Source organism: Streptomyces luomodiensis (assembly GCF_031679605.1).
Lineage (GTDB): Bacteria > Actinomycetota > Actinomycetes > Streptomycetales > Streptomycetaceae > Streptomyces > Streptomyces luomodiensis.
In genome coordinates, this window is sequence record NZ_CP117522.1 from 5,755,944 (window position 1) to 5,776,778 (window position 20,835).

Genomic DNA, 20,835 nt, shown 5'->3' on the forward strand with positions numbered 1-20,835 from the left:
CCCATGCTGATCCCTCGCAGGGTCAAGCACCGCAAGCAGCACCACCCCAAGCGGTCCGGCATGGCCAAGGGCGGTACGGAGCTGGCGTTCGGCGAGTACGGCATCCAGGCCGTCACCCCGGCGTACGTCACCAACCGTCAGATCGAGGCCGCTCGTATCGCGATGACCCGCCACATCAAGCGTGGCGGCAAGGTCTGGATCAACATCTACCCGGACCGTCCGCTGACGAAGAAGCCCGCTGAGACCCGTATGGGTTCCGGTAAGGGTTCGCCGGAGTGGTGGGTCGCGAACGTCAAGCCCGGCCGGGTGATGTTCGAGCTGTCCTACCCGAACGAGAAGACTGCGCGTGAGGCGCTCACCCGCGCTGCTCACAAGCTCCCGATGAAGTGCCGGATCGTGCGGCGCGAGGCAGGTGAGTCGTGATGGCGGCCGGTACCAAGGCGTCCGAGCTGCGTGAGCTGAACAACGAGGACCTCGTTGGCAAGCTCCGTGAGGCCAAGGAAGAGCTGTTCAACCTCCGCTTCCAGGCGGCGACCGGACAGCTTGAGAACCACGGCCGGCTGAAGGCCGTCCGCAAGGACATCGCCCGGATCTACACCCTGATGCGGGAGCGCGAGCTCGGCATCGAGACGGTGGAGAGCGCCTGATGAGCGAGACGAATGTGACTGAGAACGCAACGCAGAACCGCGGCTTCCGCAAGACCCGTGAGGGTCTGGTCGTCAGCGACAAGATGGACAAGACCGTCGTCGTCGCCGTCGAGGACCGCGTCAAGCACGCGCTGTACGGCAAGGTCATCCGCCGTACCAACAAGCTCAAGGCGCACGACGAGCAGAACGCCGCGGGTGTCGGCGACCGCGTCCTCCTGATGGAGACCCGGCCGCTGTCCGCGACCAAGCGCTGGCGCGTCGTCGAGATCCTCGAGAAGGCCAAGTAGGTAATTCCCGTAAGGGGATTCCAAGTACCGCAGCCTGCGGGCAATAGCCCGCAGGACAGTTCCGCCAGGCTCGGCAGGGGCTGATCCAGCCCCTGCCGGGAACCGGCAGACGATCAGGAGATAGACGTGATCCAGCAGGAGTCGCGACTGCGCGTCGCCGACAACACGGGAGCGAAGGAGATCCTTTGCATCCGTGTTCTCGGTGGCTCCGGTCGCCGCTACGCGGGCATTGGTGACGTCATCGTCGCCACCGTCAAGGACGCGATCCCCGGTGGCAACGTGAAGAAGGGTGACGTCGTCAAGGCGGTCATCGTGCGCACCGTCAAGGAGCGCCGCCGCCAGGACGGTTCGTACATCCGCTTCGACGAGAACGCGGCCGTCATCCTCAAGAACGATGGCGACCCCCGTGGCACCCGTATCTTCGGCCCGGTGGGCCGTGAGCTGCGCGAGAAGAAGTTCATGAAGATCATCTCCCTCGCGCCGGAGGTGCTGTAACCGATGAAGATCAAGAAGGGCGACCTGGTCCAGGTCATCACCGGTAAGGACAAGGGCAAGCAGGGCAAGGTCATCGCGGCCTTCCCGCGCGAGGACCGTGTCCTGGTCGAGGGTGTCAACCGGGTCAAGAAGCACACCAAGGCCGGCCAGACCGCTCGTGGTTCGAAGACCGGCGGCATCGTGACGACCGAGGCCCCGATCCACGTGAGCAACGTTCAGCTCGTGGTGGAGAAGGACGGCAAGAAGGTCGTCACCCGCGTCGGATACCGCTTCGACGACGAGGGCAACAAGATCCGCGTTGCCAAGCGGACCGGTGAGGACATCTGATGACTGCCACCACCACTGCACCGCGTCTCAAGACGCGCTACCGCGAAGAGATCCAGGGCAAGCTGCAGGAGCAGTTCTCGTACGAGAACGTCATGCAGATCCCCGGTCTGACCAAGGTCGTGGTCAACATGGGTGTGGGCGACGCCGCCCGCGACTCCAAGCTGATCGAGGGCGCCATCCGCGACCTCGCCACGATCACCGGCCAGAAGCCCGCCGTCACCAAGGCCCGCAAGTCCATCGCGCAGTTCAAGCTGCGTGAGGGTCAGCCGATCGGTGCCCACGTCACCCTCCGCGGTGACCGCATGTGGGAGTTCCTGGACCGTCTGGTGTCGCTCGCGCTGCCGCGCATCCGCGACTTCCGCGGTCTGTCGCCGAAGCAGTTCGACGGCCGGGGCAACTACACCTTCGGTCTCACGGAGCAGGTCATGTTCCACGAGATCGACCAGGACAAGATCGACCGCGTCCGGGGTATGGACATCACCGTGGTGACCACGGCGACCAACGACGAAGAGGGCCGGGCCCTGCTGCGTCACCTCGGCTTCCCGTTCAAGGAGGCGTGAGCCGTGGCGAAGAAGGCTCTTATTGCCAAGGCCGCCCGCAAGCCCAAGTTCGGCGTGCGTGCGTACACGCGCTGCCAGCGCTGCGGTCGTCCGCACTCCGTGTACCGCAAGTTCGGCCTGTGCCGCGTGTGCCTTCGTGAGATGGCTCACCGTGGCGAGCTGCCGGGCGTGACCAAGAGCTCCTGGTAACCGGCCCATAAGGGCTGGTACCGGGCTCTCGGTAAGCAAATGGATGGCGAGGCCCGACCGTCCGCTCCCGTAGAGTGGAAGGGTTGGGCGCTCGCCGCCCAGAATCCTTACTACGCCGTAGGTCCCCGCGCCGCACCCGTGCCCACCCTGAGTGGGTGAGAGGGATGGCGCATACAGGAAACCCCGGCGAGAGAGGCCGAAGGCCATCATGACCATGACCGATCCGATCGCAGACATGCTGACGCGTCTGCGAAACGCGAACTCGGCGTACCACGACTCCGTCGTGATGCCCCACAGCAAGATCAAGTCGCACATCGCGGAGATCCTCCAGCAGGAGGGCTACATCACCGGCTGGAAGGTCGAGGACGCCGAGGTCGGCAAGAACCTCATCCTCGAGCTGAAGTTCGGTCCGAACCGCGAGCGCTCGATCGCCGGCATCAAGCGGATCTCGAAGCCGGGCCTGCGGGTCTACGCAAAGTCCACCAACCTGCCGAAGGTGCTCGGCGGCCTGGGCGTGGCGATCATCTCCACGTCGCACGGGCTCCTCACCGACAAGCAGGCCGGCAAGAAGGGCGTGGGTGGGGAAGTCCTCGCCTACGTCTGGTAACCAGGGAACGGAGGAAAGCACATGTCGCGCATTGGCAAGCTGCCCATCCAGGTTCCCGCTGGTGTGGACGTCACCATCGATGGCCGCACGGTCGCCGTGAAGGGTCCCAAGGGCTCTCTCTCGCACACCGTCGCCGCGCCGATCGAGGTCGCCAAGGGTGAGGACAACGTGCTCGTTGTCAGCCGCCCGAACGACGAGCGTCAGAACAAGGCCCTGCACGGCCTGTCCCGCACGCTGGTGGCGAACATGATCACCGGCGTGACCCAGGGCTACAGCAAGGCGCTCGAGATCAGCGGTGTCGGTTACCGCGTCCAGGCGAAGGGCTCCAACCTGGAGTTCTCCCTGGGCTACAGCCACCCGATCCTGGTCGAGGCCCCCGAGGGCATCACCTTCAAGGTGGAGTCCCCGACCAAGCTGAGCGTCGAGGGCATCGACAAGCAGAAGGTCGGCGAGGTCGCCGCGAACATCCGCAAGCTGCGCAAGCCCGACCCGTACAAGGCCAAGGGCGTGAAGTACGCGGGCGAGGTCATCCGCCGCAAGGTCGGAAAGGCTGGTAAGTAAGCCATGGCATACGGTGTGAAGATCGCCAAGGGCGACGCCCGTAAGGCTGCCGCCGTCAAGCGCCGTCACATCCGCGTCCGCAAGCGGGTCTCCGGTACGCCGGCCCGTCCCCGCCTGGTCGTGACGCGGTCCAACCGTCACATGGTGGCGCAGGTCATCGACGACATCGCGGGCCACACCCTGGCCTCGGCGTCGACCCTGGACAGCTCCATCCGGGCGGCCGAGGGCGACAAGAGCGCCCAGGCGCAGCAGGTCGGCGCCCTGGTGGCCGAGCGGGCGAAGGCCGCGGGTGTCGAGGCCGTCGTGTTCGACCGCGGTGGCAACAGGTACGCCGGGCGGATCGCCGCTCTGGCGGACGCCGCCCGTGAGGCCGGGCTGAAGTTCTGAGCCCCGGTTCCAACGCAAAGCGGAAACGAGAGAGGTAAATCCAATGGCTGGACCCCAGCGCCGCGGTGGCGGCGCCGGTGGCGGCGAGCGGCGGGACCGGAAGGACCGGCGGGACGGTGGCGCTGCCGCCGAGAAGACCGCTTACGTCGAGCGCGTTGTCGCGATCAACCGCGTCGCCAAGGTTGTGAAGGGTGGTCGTCGCTTCAGCTTCACCGCGCTGGTCGTGGTGGGCGACGGTGACGGCACCGTGGGTGTCGGTTACGGCAAGGCCAAGGAGGTGCCGGCCGCGATCGCCAAGGGCGTGGAGGAGGCCAAGAAGCACTTCTTCAAGGTCCCCCGGATCGCCGGCACCATCCCGCACCCGATCCAGGGTGAGGAGGCCGCGGGTGTCGTGCTGCTGAAGCCGGCGTCCCCCGGTACCGGTGTGATCGCCGGTGGCCCGGTGCGCGCCGTGCTGGAGTGCGCGGGCATCCACGACGTGCTCAGCAAGTCGCTCGGCTCGTCGAACCCGATCAACATCGTGCACGCCACGGTGGCCGCTCTGCAGGGCCTTCAGCGCCCCGAGGAGATCGCCGCCCGTCGTGGTCTGCCGCTGGAGGACGTCGCCCCCGCCGCTCTGCTGCGGGCGCGTGCCGGGGTGGGTGTGTGAGCATGGCCCGCCTGAAGATCACGCAGACGAAGTCCTACATCGGCAGCAAGCAGAACCACCGCGACACGCTGCGTTCGCTCGGGCTGAAGAAGCTCGGCGACGTGGTTGTCAAGGAGGACCGCCCCGAGTTCCGCGGCATGGCGCAGACCGTGCGGCACCTCGTGACGGTCGAGGAGGTCGACTGAGATGGCGGAGAACAACCCGCTGAAGGTCCACAACCTCCGGCCCGCCCCGGGCGCCAAGACCGCCAAGACCCGTGTCGGTCGTGGTGAGGCGTCCAAGGGTAAGACCGCTGGTCGTGGCACCAAGGGCACCAAGGCCCGCTACCAGGTTCCGGAGCGCTTCGAGGGTGGGCAGATGCCCCTCCACATGCGGCTCCCGAAGCTCAAGGGCTTCAAGAACCCCTTCCGTACCGAGTACCAGGTCGTGAACCTGGACAAGCTCGCCGCGCTCTACCCCGAGGGTGGCGAGGTCACCAAGGCGGGTCTGGTCGCCAAGGGTGCGGTGCGGAAGAACCAGCTCGTCAAGGTGCTGGGCACCGGTGAGGTCTCCGTGGCGCTCCAGGTGACGGTCGACGCCGTCTCCGGCTCCGCCAAGGAGAAGATCACCGCTGCCGGCGGCACCGTCACCGAGCTCGGCTGAGCACGGTGCACACCCAACCGGGGATGCCCCAGATATGGGGCATCCCCGGTTGGTCGTTCCAAGGGGGGCCAGGTCGCCGGTAAGGTGGCGTGCGTTGTTACCTTCCGTGCGGTACGTCTCCGTGCGGGACCTGGCTGATAAGTATTCGTCGATCCTCAAGACCGTCACCTCTCGCGCAAGCACGCGGGGGGCGCAGGAGGCAATGTGCTCACCGCGTTCGCCCGGGCGTTCAAGACGCCCGACCTGCGCAAGAAGCTGCTGTTCACGCTGGGCATCATCGTGCTCTTCCGGCTCGGGCAACACGTCCCGATCCCGGGCATCGACTACAAGAACGTCCAGACGTGCATGGACCTCGCCAAGGGCCAGCAGGGGCTGTTCGGCTTGGTCAACATGTTCAGTGGTGGCGCACTGCTCCAGATCACCATCTTCGCGCTCGGGATCATGCCGTACATCACGGCGAGCATCATCCTTCAGCTGCTGACCGTGGTGATCCCGCGTCTCGAGGCCCTCAAGAAGGAGGGCCAGACCGGGCAGGCGAAGATCACGCAGTACACCCGTTATCTGACCATCGCGCTCGCGATCCTCCAGGGCACCGGGCTGGTGGCCACCGCCCGCAGCGGCTCGCTCTTCCAGAGCTGCCCGGTCGGCGGCCAGATCGTCCGGGACGACTCGATCTTCACCACCGCCGTGATGGTCATCACGATGACCGCCGGCACCGCGTTGATCATGTGGCTCGGTGAGCTGGTGACCGACCGGGGCATCGGCAACGGCATGTCGATCCTGATGTTCGTCTCGATCGCCGCCGGGTTCCCCAGCGCGATGTGGAGCATCAAGCAGCAGGGCAAGATCATGGGGGGCTGGCTGGAGTTCAGCCTGGTCATCCTCTGCGGTCTGGCCATGGTCGCCCTGGTGGTCTTCGTCGAGCAGGCGCAGCGTCGCATCCCCGTGCAATACGCCAAACGCATGATCGGCCGTCGCAGTTACGGCGGTACGTCCACCTACATCCCGATGAAGGTGAACCAGGCGGGTGTGATCCCCGTGATCTTCGCCTCGTCGCTGCTGTACATCCCGGCGCTGATCGTCCAGTTCTCCAATTCCAAGGCCGGCTGGGCGACGTGGATCTCGCAGAACTTCGTCAAGGGCGACCATCCGATCTACATCGCCACGTACTTCCTGCTGATCGTCTTCTTCGCGTTCTTCTATGTCGCCATCAGCTTCAACCCCGAAGAAGTTGCCGACAACATGAAGAAGTATGGTGGGTTCATCCCGGGTATCCGGGCTGGTCGTCCCACCGCGGAGTATCTGAGCTACGTGCTGAACCGCATCACGTGGCCCGGTGCGCTCTATCTGGGCTTGATCGCCCTGGTGCCCACGGTGGCACTGGTGACGCTCAACGCCAACCAGAACTTCCCGTTCGGCGGCACGAGCATCCTGATCATCGTGGGTGTCGGCCTGGAGACTGTGAAGCAGATCGAGAGCCAGCTTCAGCAGCGACACTACGAAGGGTTCCTCCGCTGATGCGAATCGTCCTCGTCGGGCCTCCGGGAGCCGGCAAGGGTACGCAGGCCGCGTACCTTGCCGAGAAGCTGTCGATCCCGCATATCTCCACCGGCGACCTGTTCCGCGCGAACATCAGCCAGGGCACTCCCCTCGGCAAGCAGGCGCAGGAGTACATGAGGGCCGGGCAGCTGGTACCGGACGAGGTCACCATCGCCATGGCGGAGGACCGGCTGAACCAGCCCGACGCGGAGCAGGGCTTCCTGCTGGACGGGTTCCCGCGGAACCAGTTCCAGGCCGAGGCCCTGGACACCTATCTGGCGGACCACGGCGTCTCGCTGGACGCGGTGCTGGACCTGGAGGTCCCCGAGTCCGAGGTGATCAAGCGCATCGCGGGCCGTCGTACCTGCCGTAACGACAGCTCGCACACGTTCCACGTGGAGTACAAGCCCCCGAAGACCGAGGGCGTGTGCGACACCTGCGGCGGCGAGCTGTACCAGCGCGAGGACGACAGCGAGGAGACGGTCCGCAAGCGCTTGGAGGTCTACCACCGGGAGACCGAGCCGATCATCGACTACTACAAGGCCAAGGGCCTGGTCGTGACGATCTCGGCGCTCGGCAAGGTGGCGGAGGTCACCCAGCGGGCGATGGACGCCCTGGCGGCGAAGGCGGCCTGAAGGCCGCGAGGACCCCTACGGAACGGCCGCAGGCGCCCGGTACGGGCCCTGCGGCCGTACTGTTGAGCAAATACGTCACTGCACAGACCACGAGAGAACGACCCGGGAAGGCCCCCATGGTGGAGATCAAGACTGCCGAGCAGATCGCCAAGATGCGCGAGGCGGGGCTGGTCGTCGCCGCCATCCATGAGGCGACGCGCGCGGCGGCCGTGCCGGGCGCGACCACCAAGGACCTGGACGACGTCGCCCGCAAGGTGATCGCCGACCACGGCGCCAAGTCGAACTTCCTCGGCTACGGCGGCTTCCCCGCCACGATCTGCACCTCGGTGAACGATGTCGTGGTGCACGGCATCCCGGACCGGGAGACCGTCCTCAGGGACGGCGACATCATCTCCATCGACGCGGGCGCGATCGTGGACGGCTGGCACGGCGACGCCGCCTTCACCGCCTTCGTGGGCACCGGCCACGCCCCGGAGCTGTACGAGCTCAGCCGGGTCACCGAGGAGTCGATGTGGGCCGGGATCGCCGCGGTCCGCAGGGGCAACCGGCTGGTCGACATCTCCAAGGCGATCGAGGGCTACATCCGCCGCCAGCCCCGTCCGGCCTCCGGCAAGTACGGGATCATCGAGGACTACGGCGGCCATGGCATCGGCACCGAGATGCACATGGACCCGCATCTGCTGAACTACGTCTCCAAGAAGCGCGGCAAGGGCCCCCGGCTGGTCCCCGGCTTCTGCATCGCGATCGAGCCCATGGTGAGCCTGGGCACCGCGAAGACCCACGTCCTGGCCGACGACTGGACGGTCAAGACGGACGACGGGACCTGGTCCAGCCACTGGGAGCACTCGGTCGCGCTGACCGAGGAGGGCCCGCTGGTGCTGACCGCCGTGGACGGCGGCAAGGCCAAGCTGGCCGAGCTGGGCGTGGAGGCCGCGCCCGACCCGCTGGCCTGAGACTCCTCGGCCGGTGAATCCCCGGCCGGTGAATCCTGGGTCGATGACTCCTCGGCCGGTGACTCCTTGGCCTGAAGACTCCGGATCTCCGGGGTAAAGATCTCAAAATCGGGGCATGATGCCCCGGATTCGTGTTTCGGGAAGCGCTGACGTAGACTGACACGTCGGCTCACGCATGCCCTCCCGCATGTCGCGAGCCGATCAAGGTAGCCGATCCCGAAAGCAGGACATGGCCAAGAAGCAAGGCGCCATCGAAATCGAGGGCACCGTGATCGAGTCTCTGCCGAACGCGATGTTCAAGGTGGAGCTCCAGAACGGTCACAAGGTCCTCGCGCACATCAGCGGCAAGATGCGTATGCACTACATCCGCATCCTGCCCGATGACCGGGTTGTCGTGGAGCTGTCTCCGTACGACCTCACGCGCGGACGGATCGTCTACCGCTACAAGTAGATCTCACGACCCGGAGAACCTCACACCCATGAAGGTCAAGCCGAGCGTCAAGAAGATCTGCGACAAGTGCAAGGTGATCCGCCGCCACGGCCGGGTCATGGTCATTTGCGACAACCTGCGCCACAAGCAGCGCCAGGGCTGACCCGCACCGACCGGTAGACCTGCACCACTCGCAGCATCTTCGCGCGACGACATAACTCTGTGTACATACGCAGTCACCCGTTCCCGCCCCGCGGGGACGACACCCCCGGTCGGAGGCCGGGGACCCGGTAGCCGTGTTCGGCGGCGGCCGGGAGTGGTGCTGCGGAAGACCTCCGACAACCATCTGGAGCCAGATTCATGGCACGCCTCGCAGGCGTTGATCTCCCGCGCGACAAGCGCGTCGAGGTCGCCCTCACCTACGTCTTCGGCATCGGTCGCACCCTTGCCCAGCAGACGCTCGCCAACACCGGTGTGAACCCGGACACCCGCGTTCGCGACCTGGCCGAAGAGGACCTGGTCAAGATCCGCGAGTACGTGGACAACAACATCAAGACCGAGGGTGACCTCCGTCGCGAGATCCAGGCCGACATCCGCCGCAAGGTCGAGATCGGCTGCTACCAGGGTCTGCGTCACCGCCGCGGCCTTCCGGTCCACGGCCAGCGCACCAGCACCAACGCCCGCACCCGCAAGGGCCCGCGTCGCGCCATCGCCGGTAAGAAGAAGCCGGGCAAGAAGTAGTCCGCACCGGACGCTGACAAGCGGTCCGAGCTGTAGGACCGACCACCTCCACGGGAGAATTCCAGAATGCCTCCGAAGAGCAGGACGGCCGGCGCCAAGAAGGTGCGCCGCAAGGAGAAGAAGAACGTCGCCCACGGGCACGCTCACATCAAGAGCACGTTCAACAACACCATCGTCTCGATCACCGACCCGACCGGGAACGTGATCTCTTGGGCCTCGGCCGGCCACGTCGGCTTCAAGGGCTCGCGCAAGTCCACTCCGTTCGCCGCGCAGATGGCCGCCGAGTCGGCCGCCCGCCGCGCGCAGGAGCACGGCATGCGCAAGGTCGACGTGTTCGTCAAGGGTCCGGGCTCCGGCCGTGAGACCGCGATCCGCTCGCTCCAGGCCACCGGCCTGGAGGTGGGCTCGATCCAGGACGTCACTCCGACTCCGCACAACGGATGCCGCCCGCCCAAGCGTCGGCGCGTCTGACCAGCTGAAGTAGGAGACAACAAAAACAATGGCGCGTTACACCGGGGCCGACTGCAAGCGTTGCCGTCGGGAGAAGCAGAAGCTCTTCCTCAAGGGGAGCAAGTGCGAGAGCGCGAAGTGCCCGATCGAGATCCGTCCTTACCCCCCGGGTGAGCACGGTCGCGGGCGCACCAAGGACAGCGAGTACCTGCTGCAGCTTCGTGAGAAGCAGAAGGCGACCCGCATCTACGGTGTCCTTGAGAAGCAGTTCCGTGGCTACTACGCGGAGGCGAACAGGAAGTCCGGCAAGACCGGTGAGAACCTGCTGCGCATCCTCGAGACCCGTCTCGACAACGTGGTCTACCGGGCCGGCTTCGCCAAGTCCCGCGACCACGCCCGTCAGCTGGTCCGCCACGGCCACATCAACGTGAACGGCCGCAAGACCGACATCCCGTCGGCCCGCGTCACCGTGAACGACATCATCGAGGTCCGTCCGAAGTCCCGGACCCTGACCCCCTTCCAGGTGGCTCAGGCCGAGGCGGGCGACCGCACCGTGCCGGCGTGGCTGGAGGCCATTCCGTCGCAGCTGCGGATCCTCGTGCACTCGCTGCCCGAGCGCCAGGTGATCGACACCCAGGTGCAGGAGCAGCTGATCGTCGAGCTCTACTCGAAGTAGTAGAGGGCTGGACGATACGGGCGGTACGGAGCCGTTTGGCACGTACCGCCCGTACCATTGAAGGGTTCGGCGTCAAATAGCGGGCGCCGAAGACTGGAGGCAAACCCCATGCTGATCGCTCAGCGTCCCTCGTTGACCGAAGAGGTCGTCGACGAGTTCCGCTCCCGGTTCGTGATCGAGCCGCTGGAGCCGGGCTTCGGCTACACCCTCGGAAACTCCCTGCGTCGTACGCTCCTGTCCTCGATCCCCGGTGCGGCCGTCACCAGCATCCGGATCGACGGGGTCCTGCACGAGTTCACCACCGTGCCGGGCGTCAAGGAGGACGTCACCGACCTGATCCTCAACATCAAGCAGCTGGTCGTCTCGAGCGAGCACGACGAGCCGGTCGTGATGTACCTGCGCAAGCAGGGCCCGGGTCTGGTCACCGCCGCCGACATCGCGCCGCCCGCCGGTGTCGAGGTGCACAACCCCGACCTGGTCCTGGCCACGCTGAACGGCAAGGGCAAGCTGGAGATGGAGCTGACCGTCGAGCGCGGTCGCGGCTACGTCTCCGCCGTCCAGAACAAGCAGGTCGGCCAGGAGATCGGCCGCATCCCGGTCGACTCCATCTACTCGCCGGTGCTCAAGGTCACCTACAAGGTCGAGGCGACCCGTGTCGAGCAGCGCACCGACTTCGACAAGCTGATCGTCGACGTCGAGACCAAGCAGGCCATGCGGCCGCGCGATGCCATGGCGTCGGCCGGTAAGACCCTGGTCGAGCTGTTCGGCCTGGCCCGCGAGCTCAATGTGGACGCCGAGGGCATCGACATGGGTCCGTCCCCGACGGACGCCGCGCTCGCCGCGGACCTGGCGCTGCCGATCGAGGAGCTCGAGCTCACCGTCCGTTCGTACAACTGCCTCAAGCGCGAGGGCATCCACTCCGTGGGTGAGCTCGTGGCGCGGTCCGAGGCGGACCTGCTCGACATCCGGAACTTCGGCGCCAAGTCGATCGACGAGGTCAAGGCGAAGCTGGCCGGTATGGGCCTGGCGCTCAAGGACAGCCCGCCCGGATTCGACCCGACCGCCGCGGCGGACGCCTTCGGCGCGGACGACGACGCGGACGCCGGTTTCGTCGAGACCGAGCAGTACTGAGACCTCCGGCGGGCACTCGCCCGTCGGTAACTGACACCGGTACCTGATACGGCCGGTGCAGACATCTAGGAGATACACATGCCGAAGCCCACCAAGGGCGCCCGTCTGGGCGGCAGCGCTGCGCACGAGCGGCTCCTGCTGGCGAACCTCGCCACCGCGCTGTTCGAGCACGGCCGGATCACCACCACCGAGGCGAAGGCCCGCCGCCTGCGCCCGGTCGCGGAGAAGCTGGTCACCAAGGCGAAGAAGGGCGACCTTCACAACCGCCGTCTGGTGCTCCAGACCATCCGCGACAAGAGCGTCGTGCACACTCTCTTCACCGAGATCGGGCCGCGCTACGAGAACCGGCCGGGTGGCTACACCCGCATCACCAAGATCGGTAACCGCCGTGGCGACAACGCCCCGATGGCGGTCATCGAGCTGGTCGAGGCGCTGACCGTGCAGCAGGAGGCCGTCGGCGAGGCCGAGGCCGCCACCAAGCGCTCCGCCAAGGACGCCGCCGGCGACCAGGCCGCCGCGAACCTCAAGAAGGACGAGGCCCCGGCCGCCGAGGCCACCGAGGCCGAGGCCACCGAGGCTCCGGCCGAGGAGAGCAAGGACGCCTGAGCGCCCTTCCGGCCACATGGACGGGCCCGCCCCCGCGACACGGGGGCGGGCCCGTCCCGCATGGAGAGGAACCATTGGTGACTGACGAGGCGGCGCCCGGTTTCGTACGGGTCCGGCTGGATCTCGCCTACGACGGCAAGGACTTCTCGGGCTGGGCCAAGCAGCGCGAGCGGCGCACCGTACAGGGCGAGCTGGAGAGCGCGCTGCGGACGGTGACGCGCTCCTGTGAGACGTACGAGCTGACCGTCGCGGGCCGCACCGACGCCGGGGTGCACGCCCGTGGCCAGGTGGCGCACGTGGACCTGCCCGAGGAGCTGTGGGCCGAGCACCGGGACAAGCTGCTCCGCCGGCTGGCCGGCCGGCTGCCCCACGACATACGGGTCTGGCGGGTCACCGAGGCCCCGGCCGGGTTCAACGCCCGTTTCTCCGCGATCTGGCGGCGCTACGCCTACCGGGTCACCGACCACCCCGGCGGGGTCGACCCGCTGCTGCGCGGCCATGTGCTGTGGCACGACTGGCCGCTGGACGTGGACGCCATGAACGCGGCCTCGAAGCGGCTCCTGGGCGAGCACGACTTCGCCGCGTACTGCAAGCGGCGCGACGGCGCCACCACCATCCGCACCCTCCAGCGGCTCGACTGGGTGCGCGGCGCGGACGGCATCGTCACGGCCACGGTGCGGGCGGATGCCTTCTGCCACAACATGGTGCGCTCGCTGGTGGGCGCCCTGCTCTTCGTCGGCGACGGCCACCGCGCCCCCGACTGGCCGGCCACGGTGCTCGCCGCGGGCGTGCGCGACTCCGCCGTCCACGTGGTCCGCCCCCATGGCCTGACGCTGGAGGAGGTCGGCTATCCGGCCGACGACCAACTCGCGGCCCGTAACCGGGAGTCCCGCAACAAGCGCTCCCTGGCGGGCGCGACGGCGATCGGCTCCGGCTGCTGCTGAACCGTGAAGGGGTGTTGGCAGGCGATCACCGGGTATTCGCCACGCGCGGTGTCGCATCCGCCGGGCGGCGGAGGCCGAGGCGGCACGGGGATGGACATGATGCGCTTCCGGGGCCTTCGGAAGATCGATAAAATCTGCCCACCGACAACGGTCGACGACCGCGAAAGGGACCCGCGTGACTACCAGCGAGGCCGCTGTACGGGAGCGCCTGACCAGGGCGCTCCAGGAGCGTGACGAGGAGATCGCCGATCGCTGGGTCGAGCTGCAGATGGAGCAGGCCCTGCTGGACACCGACATCGGGGAGGCCGAACTCCGCGAGGAGGCCTACGCCTTGATCGAGGCGCTGGTCCCGGGTCTGCAGAGCGGTGTGCCGGTGGACCGGGTGGTGACCTCCACTCCGGGGCTGCACGAGGCCGTGGTCGGGCTGTCGCTGCGCCGGGCGCGGGCCGGGGCCACACCGACGGCCACCTCGCTCGCGGTGCTCGCGCTCAAGGAGGCCCTGCTCAAGGCGGTGCAGCGGGACACCCGTGACGCCGAGGAGCTGTTCGCCTCGGCGGTCTTCATGAACCGGCTGCTCGATGTGGCAGGGGCGCTGTCCTTCGAGACGTATGTGGAGGGCCGGGAGGAGATCATCCGCCGGCAGAGCCAGCAGTTGATGGAGCAGTCGACACCGGTGGTGCGGCTGTGGCGGCAAGTGCTGGCCGTCCCGCTGATCGGCACGCTGGACACCGCGCGGACCCAGGTGGTCATGGAGAACCTCCTCCAGGCCATCCAGGACCACGAGGCGTTGGTCGCGATCGTCGACATCACGGGCGTGCCGACGGTGGACACCGCCGTCGCCCAGCATCTGATGCAGACCGTCAACGCGGTGCGGCTGATGGGCGCGGACTGCGTCATCAGCGGGGTCCGGCCCTCGATCGCCCAGACCATCGCCCAGCTCGGTATCGATCTGTCCACCATCCTCACCCGGGCGACGCTGGCCGACGCGCTGGCCGCCGCGATCAAGCTGATCGACGGCCCCGGGCCCGACGGTGATGAAGGAGACGGCCGGTGACCGGTCAGCCCCAGCCCGGAGTTCCGATTCTGCGACTGGGCGATGTCCTGGTCACCGGCCTGCTCAATGAGCTCGACGACCGGACCGCCATCGCCTTCACCGAGGAGCTGACCGAGCGGATCTCGGCCGAGGGCGCCCGCGGGGTGCTCATCGACATCTCCCGGCTGGAGATCATCGACTCGTTCGTGGCCCGGACGCTGATGGAGCTGACCACGGTGGCCCGGCTGCTGGGCGCCCGGGTGATCGTGGCCGGGATGCGACCGCCGGTGGCGATCACCCTGGTCGAGCTGGGGATCGAACTCGTCGGTGTGGAGACCGCACTCAATCCGGAGCAGGGCATGGCCGCGCTGGGGTGGCGGCAGGCCCCACAGCCTCCGGAAGGGGCCCGACGTGGCACTGCCGGGTGAATCCCTTTTCGCCTCCCGCGGTACCAAGGTGTCCTCGCGGGCGCAGGGCCGGCGCCCGACCGGGCCGGCCACGTATCCGGTACGCACCGAGGAGGACCTGCTGACGGTCCGCCACGCGGTGCGCGCGGCCACCGTCGAGGTGGGCTTCGGCCTGGTGGACCAGACCCGGGTGGTCACGGCCGCCAGCGAGCTCGCCCGTAACGCGTATGTCCACGGGGGCGGCGGCACGGTCACCCTCGAGTATCCGCGCGAGTCCTCCGGGCGGCGGGGGCTGCGGCTGACCGTCATGGACGAGGGACCGGGGATCGCGGACCTCGACGCGGCGCTGACCGACGGCTTCACCACCGGCACCGGCCTGGGCCACGGCCTGGGCGGCGCCCGGCGGCTGATGGACGAGTTCACGGTGCGCACCGGACCGGGTGAGGGCACCGTGGTGGTCGCCACCCGCTGGACGGTCCGGTGACCCACCCGCTCACGGCGCCCACCACCGAGGTGCGCGTCGACCACCGCAGCGCCGTGCACCTGGCCGCCGAGACGGCGCGCGCGGTGGCCCGGGAGTGCGGGCTGCCGGGCGCGCTGCCCGATCAGGCGGCGCTGATCGCCTCGGAGCTGGCGACCAACCTGAACAAGCACGCCGGCGACGGCACGCTCTACGTCCAGCCCCTGCCGCTGGGCCACGGTGTGGAGATCGTCGCCGCCGACCGGGGCCCCGGTATGCGGGACCCCGAGCGCTGTCCGGCGGACGGCTGCACCACCGCCGGAACGCTGGGGGGCGGGCTCGGCGCCGTGAACCGGATGGCCACCCACTTCACCATCCGCAGCGCCGACGGCCCAGGTGCGGGCACCTGGGCCTGCGCCCGGCTCACCCCGCCGGGCGAGCGGCGGCAGGAGTGGCAGGGGGTGGGCACGGTCTGTCTGCCCGCCGAAGGCGAGGAGGACTGCGGCGACGCCCGCGCGATCGTCGACACCGGCTCCGCCCGCACCGCGGTCGTCCTCGACGGTCTCGGCCACGGCCGGGCCGCCGCCGAGGCGGCCCAGGCGGCCCTGGGGGCGTTCCACACCGACCCCGACCGGCCGCTGCCGGAGGTGGTCACCCGGATGCACCGGGTTCTGCGGCACACCCGCGGGGCCGCGGTGGGGCTGCTGCGGCTGTACCCCGACCGCGCCGACTACTGCGGCATCGGCAACATCCGCGCCCTCGCCCTGAGCCACGAGGGCGTGTCGTACCGGCTGACCGGGCAGCCCGGGGTGGTCGGCTGGGAGATGCCCGCACCGCGCGTGCACGGCTTCCCGCTGCCCCAGGGGTCCACGGCGGTGCTGCACAGCGACGGCATCGACGCCCGCTGGGGGCTCGACCCGCCCCCGCGGCTGCTCCGTCTGCCGCCGCCCCTGCTGTCCGCCGCACTCGCCCATGGCCATCGCCGCGTCCGCGACGACGCCACGGTTCTCGCGGCCAGGTCTCCCTTAAGGCTTCCATGACGACGAGGACCCTCACCTGCGCCACGACAGCGGCGCTCAGCCGGGCCGTCCGGGCGCTGGCCCGGGACCACGCCCTGGACCCGGCGGTCCGGGCACGCCTGGTGCTGTCCGCCGCCGAGGCCGCCGGGGCGGCGCTGCGCGCAGGCCGCGAGACCGGGCTGACGTGGGCGTACGACCCGGAGGAGGGGGTGCTCACGGTGGTGCTGCGGATGCCGCCGGGCGGGACGGGCCCGATGGCGGGGGATCTTCCGCTGGCCGCCGACGCGGTGACCGAGGACGAGGTGGTGTGGCGCCTCCCGGCGTCCGCTGCGTCCTCGGCGGCCCCGGTGTCCCCGACGTCCCCTGCGTCCCCGGCGTCCCCGGGGCAGGCGGCGCCCGACGGCGCCGGGGAGGGTGCCCCCGACGACGCCGCCCTCGCCGCCGAGGAGCTGCGGGCCGTCGTGGCCGCCGCCGACGCGCTCACCGCCGAGCACCGCCGCCTCAACGACGAACTCGCGGAGACCAACAGCGGGGTGCTCGCGCTCTACGTCCAGCTCGACGAGCGGGACGAGCAGTTGCGCACCGCGCACGGCCAGACCCTGCGGGAGCTGGAGGACGCGCTGCGTCCGCCGCCCATCAAGGCCGACGGTCTCGAACTCGCCGTGCACTACGAGCCGGCCGGCACCGACGCGCCCACCGGCGGCGATCTGTACGACTGGTTCGTGCTGCCCGACGGCACCGTCCACATCACCATCGTGGACGCGCTGGGCCATGGGGTGACCAGTACGCGCAGCGCGCTCAACGTCACCCACGCGGTGCGCACCCTGGCCCTGGAGGGCCACCGGCTCCAGTCGATCGTGGGCCGCACGGACGAGATCCTGCGCCCCTTCGACCGGTCGGTGATGGCTACCGTGCTGCTCGCCCGTATCGATCCGGCCACCGGTGAGCTGTGGCTGGCCAACGGGAGCCATCCGCCCGCGCTGCTGCTGCGCCGCGACGGGTCGGCCCGGTATCTGGAGGCCCGGGGGCGCGGGATCGGCTTCCCGTTGCCCGGCAGCGAGACGCCGCTGACCGAGCGGCTGGCCCCCGGGGACCTCCTCGTGCTCTACACCGACGGTCTCACCGAGAGCCGCCGGGACCCGATCGAGGGCGAGAAGCGCCTGATCGAGGCCGCGCACAAGCATCTGCAGAGCCCGATCGAGGAGGTCCCCGGCGCCATCGCGGAGGATATGCACACGGTGATCCTGCATCCGGACGACACCCTGGCGATGGCGGTGCGGGTCGCCGGTCGGTGAGCCCACCGGCACGGGCCCGCGTCAATGGGCCCGTGCCGACGGGGCCGGATCAGTGATCGGCGGCCGGGCCGAGGCGCTGCCGCGGGATACGGCCCTGATGGTCCCGCTGCCGGGGGACCGGACGCGGGAGCGGGCGCTCGTCATGCGGCTGCGCGCGGACCAGTTGCTCGAACAGGGGCCGCGCCGCGACCAGCGCCTCCCGCATCCGCTCGGTGTCGGCCTCGCCCTCATGCACCCGCGCGGCCATGGTGTGCAGCCGGCGGTAGCCGTCGATCTCGTCGGGATGACGGACGGACAGCGCGTCCATCCGCTTCGCGTCGGACTCGGCCGGATAGCCACGGTCGACGGCCAACGCGCCCAGCAGCCGGTCGGCTTCGCGCAGCGCCCATCCGGGGGAGTCCACGAACCGCTCCTGAAGGCCCGCCCACCGTGCCGCGTACTGCTCCCTCGCTTCGGGGGGCAGGCTCCGGACCGGCAGATCGCCGCTGCGGCCCTGCCGCACCGAGGGGGCGATCACAAGGCCCGCCATGGCGGCCAGGGCCGCCAGCAGGATGATGAGCGTGACTGTTGACATCGCAGTGCCTTCCGCAGAGATTTCCTCGCTCGAGGCTGTTATCACCGAGTGTTACCGATGATCTCCGCGGCAAACACGGCAGGTATGCGCCAAGGGTCTCAATTCCCCGTGGTGGAGGAGGTGATGGCGAGGTCACCGGTGCGGGTGAGGTGAGGGCGGACACCGTGGGTGACCGGGAAGAGGTCCGTTTTGTCGCGGTCCACGATGTCGCCGACGATACGGCCGATCCGGATCGGGGTGCCGGTCCCGGCGGACTTATGGAGCGTCAGGATCCAGCCCGCGGTGCCCCGATCGTCCGTACGGGCCTCCTGTATCCGGTCGTAGGGGATGGTGAAGCGGAACCGGCCGCCGTCCACCGCCGTGACCCCGGTGCGGAACGGGCGGGCCGGGCCCCGGGACGGGGTGGCCACCGCGATCGGGGCGGCGCCGGGCCCGAAGCGCGCCCCGTGCAGGGTGCCTTCGACGGCGATCCCCTCGGCGTCCGGGCGGATCACCCGGGCCTCGGCGTGGGCCGGGCGCCGCCAGGCGCGCAGCGCGAGATAGCCGTCGACGGTGGGGTAGGGGATCCACCAGGCGAACGGAGAGCCGGGCAGCGGCTCCAGGCCCAGCAACCCGCGCCCCTCGGCGAACCGGCAGACGACCCGGCGGCGGGCGCCGTCGGCGGGGCGGACCACATGCAGATCCCAGCGGCCCTCGGCGAGATCGAGCGTCGCGCGGTCGAGCGTGGCCGTCCAGGGCGCGGCCGGCGCGGGGCCGGCCGGGGGCAGAAGCGGAATCCGGAAGGGGGCCTCGTCGCTCCTGCGGCGGGTGACGGTCAGCTCCAGCTCCTCGCCGCGCACCTCGGCGGGCTCCAGCAGCACCGACAGATTGCCCTCGGCGGTGACCCGGCAGGACGCCACGGGCCGCAGCGGCTTGCGGATCAGCTGCTTGACCGCGCTCTTGAGGGTGGCGGACAGCGGCGCCCCGGCCGCCCGGCCCCGGACCGGCGCGACCGTACGGCGCCGGGCGGCCGGGGCGCCGGTGCCGCGGGCGGTATGGAGTTCCTCGATGAGCCGCTCGTAGGCGGCCGCCACCCGCTCCGGTGCGTACCGACGCGCCGCGACGCGGGCCGCCGCGCCCATCGACCGGCGCAGCTCGTCGTCCTCGATCAGGGTCAGCAGCCCCTTGGCGATGCCGTCGGCGTCGCCGACCGGCACCAGCAGACCGTCCCGCCCATCGGTGATGATCTCGCCGGGCCCGTGCGGGCAGTCGGTGGCGACCACGGGCACCCCGCAGTGCATCGCCTCGACGATCGTCATGCCGAAGGACTCCTCGCGGGAGGTGACGGCGGCGATCGCGCCCTTGGCCCACTCGGTCTCGATGGGGGAGTGGGCGCCCATGAGGGTGATGTGGCCGGCCAGCCCGAGCTCGTCGATCTGACGGCGCAGCACCGGGAGTTGCGGGCCGCGGCCGTAGATGCGCAGGTGCCAGTCGGGATGTTTGGCGGCGACCGACGCCCAGGCCGCCACCAGCAGGTCGTACCGCTTGACGGGGATCAGCCGGCCCGCGGCCACGACCAGTTTGGCGCGGCCGTCGGAGGGCTCGATCCCGGTGGCGGGCACCCCGTTGGGCAGGGCGGTCAGCCGGGTGGTGACGCCGGGGAGGTGGGCCCGGTGGGTGGCCGCGTCGGCCTCGGAGACGGAGGTGTACGCGTCGAGGTGGGGTATGGCGGCGTCGCAGGCGGCGCGGATCTCGGCACGGTGGGTTCCGTAGAGCCGGTGCTCCTGGCCGATCCGCAGATAGCGGCCGGTCCGGCCGAGCGCGGCGAGGTAGATGACCAGACCGGGGCGGGTGGCGATGACGACATCGGCGTCGGTGCGGCCGAGGTGGTCGGCGACGCGTTCGTCGGTGAGGGCGTTGAAGTTGGTGGTGCCCCTGGCCTCGGCGGCGGGGATGTGGGCACTGGGCCGCGTCAGCAGCGGATGGCCGAGATCGGCGGACCGGGCGGCGTTCTCGTGGGGGCGCAGGTCGATCAGGGGCCTGAGCCGCACGGCGGGGTGGAGGGGGAGGTTCGGGGTGTCGATGGTGCGGATCAGGGAGACGATCTCCACGGTGTGGTGCGCGGCGAGCGCCCCGGCCACATTGAAGGTCGACCGGATGGTGCCGCCGATGCCATAGGCGTTGTGGAGCAGGAAAGAAATCTTCATGGTGATGTACGCGCGGCGAGCCTGAGCTGCCGCGGCGTGCCCTCCCCTCCTGGGCCGCGCTGGGTTCTGGTTCCGGACCGGGCCGCAATGGGGCGGTGGTGAGCCGATTGGTGCCGCCGCTGCGGAGCCAGTAAGGACCGACTCGGTCGGTAAGACAGGCGGGAGCCGAGAAGGTTGCGTATGCGTGTGGTGATATGGGATCCACCACATTGGTGAAGGGGAGTACAACCCTCGCGGTGTTCCGGGAGTCTGCGGGGTGTCCGGGCGGTGGCCGTACGGTGACCGTGCGGTGTCCGTGCGGGTCCGAAATCGACGGGCGACGCCGAGCGGACGACGAAGGGACCCGGGGCCGTCATCACGTACGCGGCGGTGCGGACGGGGCCGCACCTGACGGTGTCCTTCGGG

Annotated in this window: 31 protein-coding genes; 29 read left to right on the forward strand and 2 right to left on the reverse strand. The window is 69.3% G+C overall.

Going from position 1 to position 20,835, the window contains the following annotated elements; translation table 11 throughout:
• The first annotated feature begins 3 nt into the window (after positions 1-3).
• The 29 genes from rplP (at position 4) to PS467_RS24185 (ending at position 17,670) form a co-directional block, all read left to right on the forward strand.
• A complete protein-coding gene (rplP, locus tag PS467_RS24045; protein WP_009715875.1) occupies positions 4-423 on the forward strand; it encodes a 50S ribosomal protein L16 in 420 nt (139 codons plus the stop codon).
• Complete coding sequence (gene rpmC, locus PS467_RS24050) at positions 423-647, forward strand: 50S ribosomal protein L29 (protein WP_009715874.1); 225 nt, start codon at positions 423-425, stop codon at positions 645-647. Before rplP ends, rpmC begins: the two co-directional genes overlap by 1 nt.
• On the forward strand, positions 647-934 hold the full coding sequence (rpsQ, locus tag PS467_RS24055) for a 30S ribosomal protein S17 (protein ID WP_014054172.1): 288 nt from the start codon (positions 647-649) through the stop codon (positions 932-934). The genes rpmC and rpsQ overlap by 1 nt, the downstream gene beginning before the upstream one ends.
• Before the next feature lie 126 nt (positions 935-1,060).
• On the forward strand, positions 1,061-1,429 hold the full coding sequence (gene rplN, locus PS467_RS24060) for a 50S ribosomal protein L14 (protein ID WP_003956455.1): 369 nt from the start codon (positions 1,061-1,063) through the stop codon (positions 1,427-1,429).
• Positions 1,430-1,432: 3 nt separating this feature from the next.
• Positions 1,433-1,756 (forward strand): 50S ribosomal protein L24, encoded by a 324-nt coding sequence (rplX, locus tag PS467_RS24065; protein ID WP_030835110.1) that lies wholly within the window; start codon positions 1,433-1,435, stop codon positions 1,754-1,756.
• Positions 1,756-2,316, forward strand: coding sequence for a 50S ribosomal protein L5 (gene rplE, locus PS467_RS24070; protein WP_256652946.1), 561 nt, complete (start codon positions 1,756-1,758; stop codon positions 2,314-2,316). The genes rplX and rplE overlap by 1 nt, the downstream gene beginning before the upstream one ends.
• Before the next feature lie 3 nt (positions 2,317-2,319).
• Entirely contained in the window at positions 2,320-2,505 is a 186-nt protein-coding gene (locus PS467_RS24075) for a type Z 30S ribosomal protein S14 (RefSeq protein WP_003956452.1), read from the forward strand.
• A 208-nt stretch (positions 2,506-2,713) separates the two neighbouring features.
• Positions 2,714-3,112 (forward strand): 30S ribosomal protein S8, encoded by a 399-nt coding sequence (gene rpsH / locus PS467_RS24080; RefSeq protein WP_210947165.1) that lies wholly within the window; start codon positions 2,714-2,716, stop codon positions 3,110-3,112.
• A 21-nt stretch (positions 3,113-3,133) separates the two neighbouring features.
• Positions 3,134-3,673, forward strand: coding sequence for a 50S ribosomal protein L6 (gene rplF / locus PS467_RS24085; RefSeq protein WP_268973743.1), 540 nt, complete (start codon positions 3,134-3,136; stop codon positions 3,671-3,673).
• A gap of 3 nt (positions 3,674-3,676) precedes the next feature.
• The gene (rplR, locus tag PS467_RS24090; RefSeq protein WP_268973744.1) at positions 3,677-4,060 is read left to right on the forward strand and encodes a 50S ribosomal protein L18; all 384 of its coding nucleotides are present in this window, start codon (positions 3,677-3,679) and stop codon (positions 4,058-4,060) included.
• 43 nt (positions 4,061-4,103) lie between these two features.
• Positions 4,104-4,709 carry a 30S ribosomal protein S5 gene (rpsE, locus tag PS467_RS24095; protein ID WP_030835127.1) on the forward strand — a complete coding sequence of 202 codons (606 nt, stop codon included), beginning with the start codon at positions 4,104-4,106 and terminating at the stop codon, positions 4,707-4,709.
• 2 nt (positions 4,710-4,711) lie between these two features.
• Positions 4,712-4,894: a 50S ribosomal protein L30 gene (gene rpmD, locus PS467_RS24100; RefSeq protein WP_037952898.1), complete on the forward strand. Its 183-nt coding sequence runs from the start codon at positions 4,712-4,714 to the stop codon at positions 4,892-4,894.
• A gap of 1 nt (position 4,895) precedes the next feature.
• Positions 4,896-5,351 (forward strand): 50S ribosomal protein L15, encoded by a 456-nt coding sequence (rplO, locus tag PS467_RS24105; RefSeq protein ID WP_268973745.1) that lies wholly within the window; start codon positions 4,896-4,898, stop codon positions 5,349-5,351.
• 204 nt (positions 5,352-5,555) lie between these two features.
• A complete protein-coding gene (secY, locus tag PS467_RS24110; RefSeq protein ID WP_030835136.1) occupies positions 5,556-6,869 on the forward strand; it encodes a preprotein translocase subunit SecY in 1,314 nt (437 codons plus the stop codon).
• Positions 6,869-7,525 (forward strand): adenylate kinase, encoded by a 657-nt coding sequence (locus tag PS467_RS24115; protein ID WP_311036980.1) that lies wholly within the window; start codon positions 6,869-6,871, stop codon positions 7,523-7,525. Before secY ends, PS467_RS24115 begins: the two co-directional genes overlap by 1 nt.
• Positions 7,526-7,641: 116 nt before the next feature.
• On the forward strand, positions 7,642-8,478 hold the full coding sequence (gene map, locus PS467_RS24120) for a type I methionyl aminopeptidase (protein WP_311036981.1): 837 nt from the start codon (positions 7,642-7,644) through the stop codon (positions 8,476-8,478).
• Between the two features lie 229 nt (positions 8,479-8,707).
• Complete coding sequence (gene infA, locus PS467_RS24125; RefSeq protein ID WP_003956442.1) at positions 8,708-8,929, forward strand: translation initiation factor IF-1; 222 nt, start codon at positions 8,708-8,710, stop codon at positions 8,927-8,929.
• Positions 8,930-8,957: 28 nt separating this feature from the next.
• Positions 8,958-9,071, forward strand: coding sequence for a 50S ribosomal protein L36 (rpmJ, locus tag PS467_RS24130; protein WP_003956441.1), 114 nt, complete (start codon positions 8,958-8,960; stop codon positions 9,069-9,071).
• Between the two features lie 197 nt (positions 9,072-9,268).
• Entirely contained in the window at positions 9,269-9,649 is a 381-nt protein-coding gene (gene rpsM / locus PS467_RS24135; RefSeq protein ID WP_060945198.1) for a 30S ribosomal protein S13, read from the forward strand.
• A 66-nt stretch (positions 9,650-9,715) separates the two neighbouring features.
• Entirely contained in the window at positions 9,716-10,120 is a 405-nt protein-coding gene (gene rpsK, locus PS467_RS24140; protein WP_009715860.1) for a 30S ribosomal protein S11, read from the forward strand.
• Positions 10,121-10,148: 28 nt separating this feature from the next.
• Positions 10,149-10,775, forward strand: a complete 627-nt coding sequence (gene rpsD, locus PS467_RS24145) for a 30S ribosomal protein S4 (protein ID WP_311036982.1) — start codon at positions 10,149-10,151, stop codon at positions 10,773-10,775.
• A gap of 108 nt (positions 10,776-10,883) precedes the next feature.
• Positions 10,884-11,906 (forward strand): DNA-directed RNA polymerase subunit alpha, encoded by a 1,023-nt coding sequence (locus PS467_RS24150; protein ID WP_009715858.1) that lies wholly within the window; start codon positions 10,884-10,886, stop codon positions 11,904-11,906.
• 78 nt (positions 11,907-11,984) lie between these two features.
• Entirely contained in the window at positions 11,985-12,512 is a 528-nt protein-coding gene (gene rplQ / locus PS467_RS24155) for a 50S ribosomal protein L17 (RefSeq protein ID WP_268973750.1), read from the forward strand.
• Positions 12,513-12,589: 77 nt separating this feature from the next.
• On the forward strand, positions 12,590-13,456 hold the full coding sequence (truA, locus tag PS467_RS24160; protein ID WP_311036983.1) for a tRNA pseudouridine(38-40) synthase TruA: 867 nt from the start codon (positions 12,590-12,592) through the stop codon (positions 13,454-13,456).
• Positions 13,457-13,631: 175 nt separating this feature from the next.
• Positions 13,632-14,510, forward strand: a complete 879-nt coding sequence (locus PS467_RS24165; RefSeq protein ID WP_268973752.1) for an STAS domain-containing protein — start codon at positions 13,632-13,634, stop codon at positions 14,508-14,510.
• Positions 14,507-14,917 (forward strand): STAS domain-containing protein, encoded by a 411-nt coding sequence (locus tag PS467_RS24170; RefSeq protein WP_311036984.1) that lies wholly within the window; start codon positions 14,507-14,509, stop codon positions 14,915-14,917. The genes PS467_RS24165 and PS467_RS24170 overlap by 4 nt, the downstream gene beginning before the upstream one ends.
• A gap of 28 nt (positions 14,918-14,945) precedes the next feature.
• Positions 14,946-15,380: an ATP-binding protein gene (locus PS467_RS24175; RefSeq protein ID WP_311039940.1), complete on the forward strand. Its 435-nt coding sequence runs from the start codon at positions 14,946-14,948 to the stop codon at positions 15,378-15,380.
• Positions 15,377-16,396 (forward strand): SpoIIE family protein phosphatase, encoded by a 1,020-nt coding sequence (locus tag PS467_RS24180; RefSeq protein ID WP_311036985.1) that lies wholly within the window; start codon positions 15,377-15,379, stop codon positions 16,394-16,396. The genes PS467_RS24175 and PS467_RS24180 overlap by 4 nt, the downstream gene beginning before the upstream one ends.
• On the forward strand, positions 16,393-17,670 hold the full coding sequence (locus PS467_RS24185) for a PP2C family protein-serine/threonine phosphatase (RefSeq protein WP_311036986.1): 1,278 nt from the start codon (positions 16,393-16,395) through the stop codon (positions 17,668-17,670). Before PS467_RS24180 ends, PS467_RS24185 begins: the two co-directional genes overlap by 4 nt.
• 49 nt (positions 17,671-17,719) lie before the next feature.
• On the opposite strand, the gene PS467_RS24190 is transcribed toward PS467_RS24185, so the two are convergent.
• Positions 17,720-18,244: a hypothetical protein gene (locus PS467_RS24190; RefSeq protein WP_311036987.1), complete on the reverse strand. Its 525-nt coding sequence runs from the start codon at positions 18,242-18,244 to the stop codon at positions 17,720-17,722.
• A gap of 98 nt (positions 18,245-18,342) precedes the next feature.
• The gene (locus tag PS467_RS24195) at positions 18,343-20,430 is read right to left on the reverse strand and encodes a glycosyltransferase (protein WP_311036988.1); all 2,088 of its coding nucleotides are present in this window, start codon (positions 20,428-20,430) and stop codon (positions 18,343-18,345) included.
• Positions 20,431-20,835 lie beyond the last annotated feature (405 nt).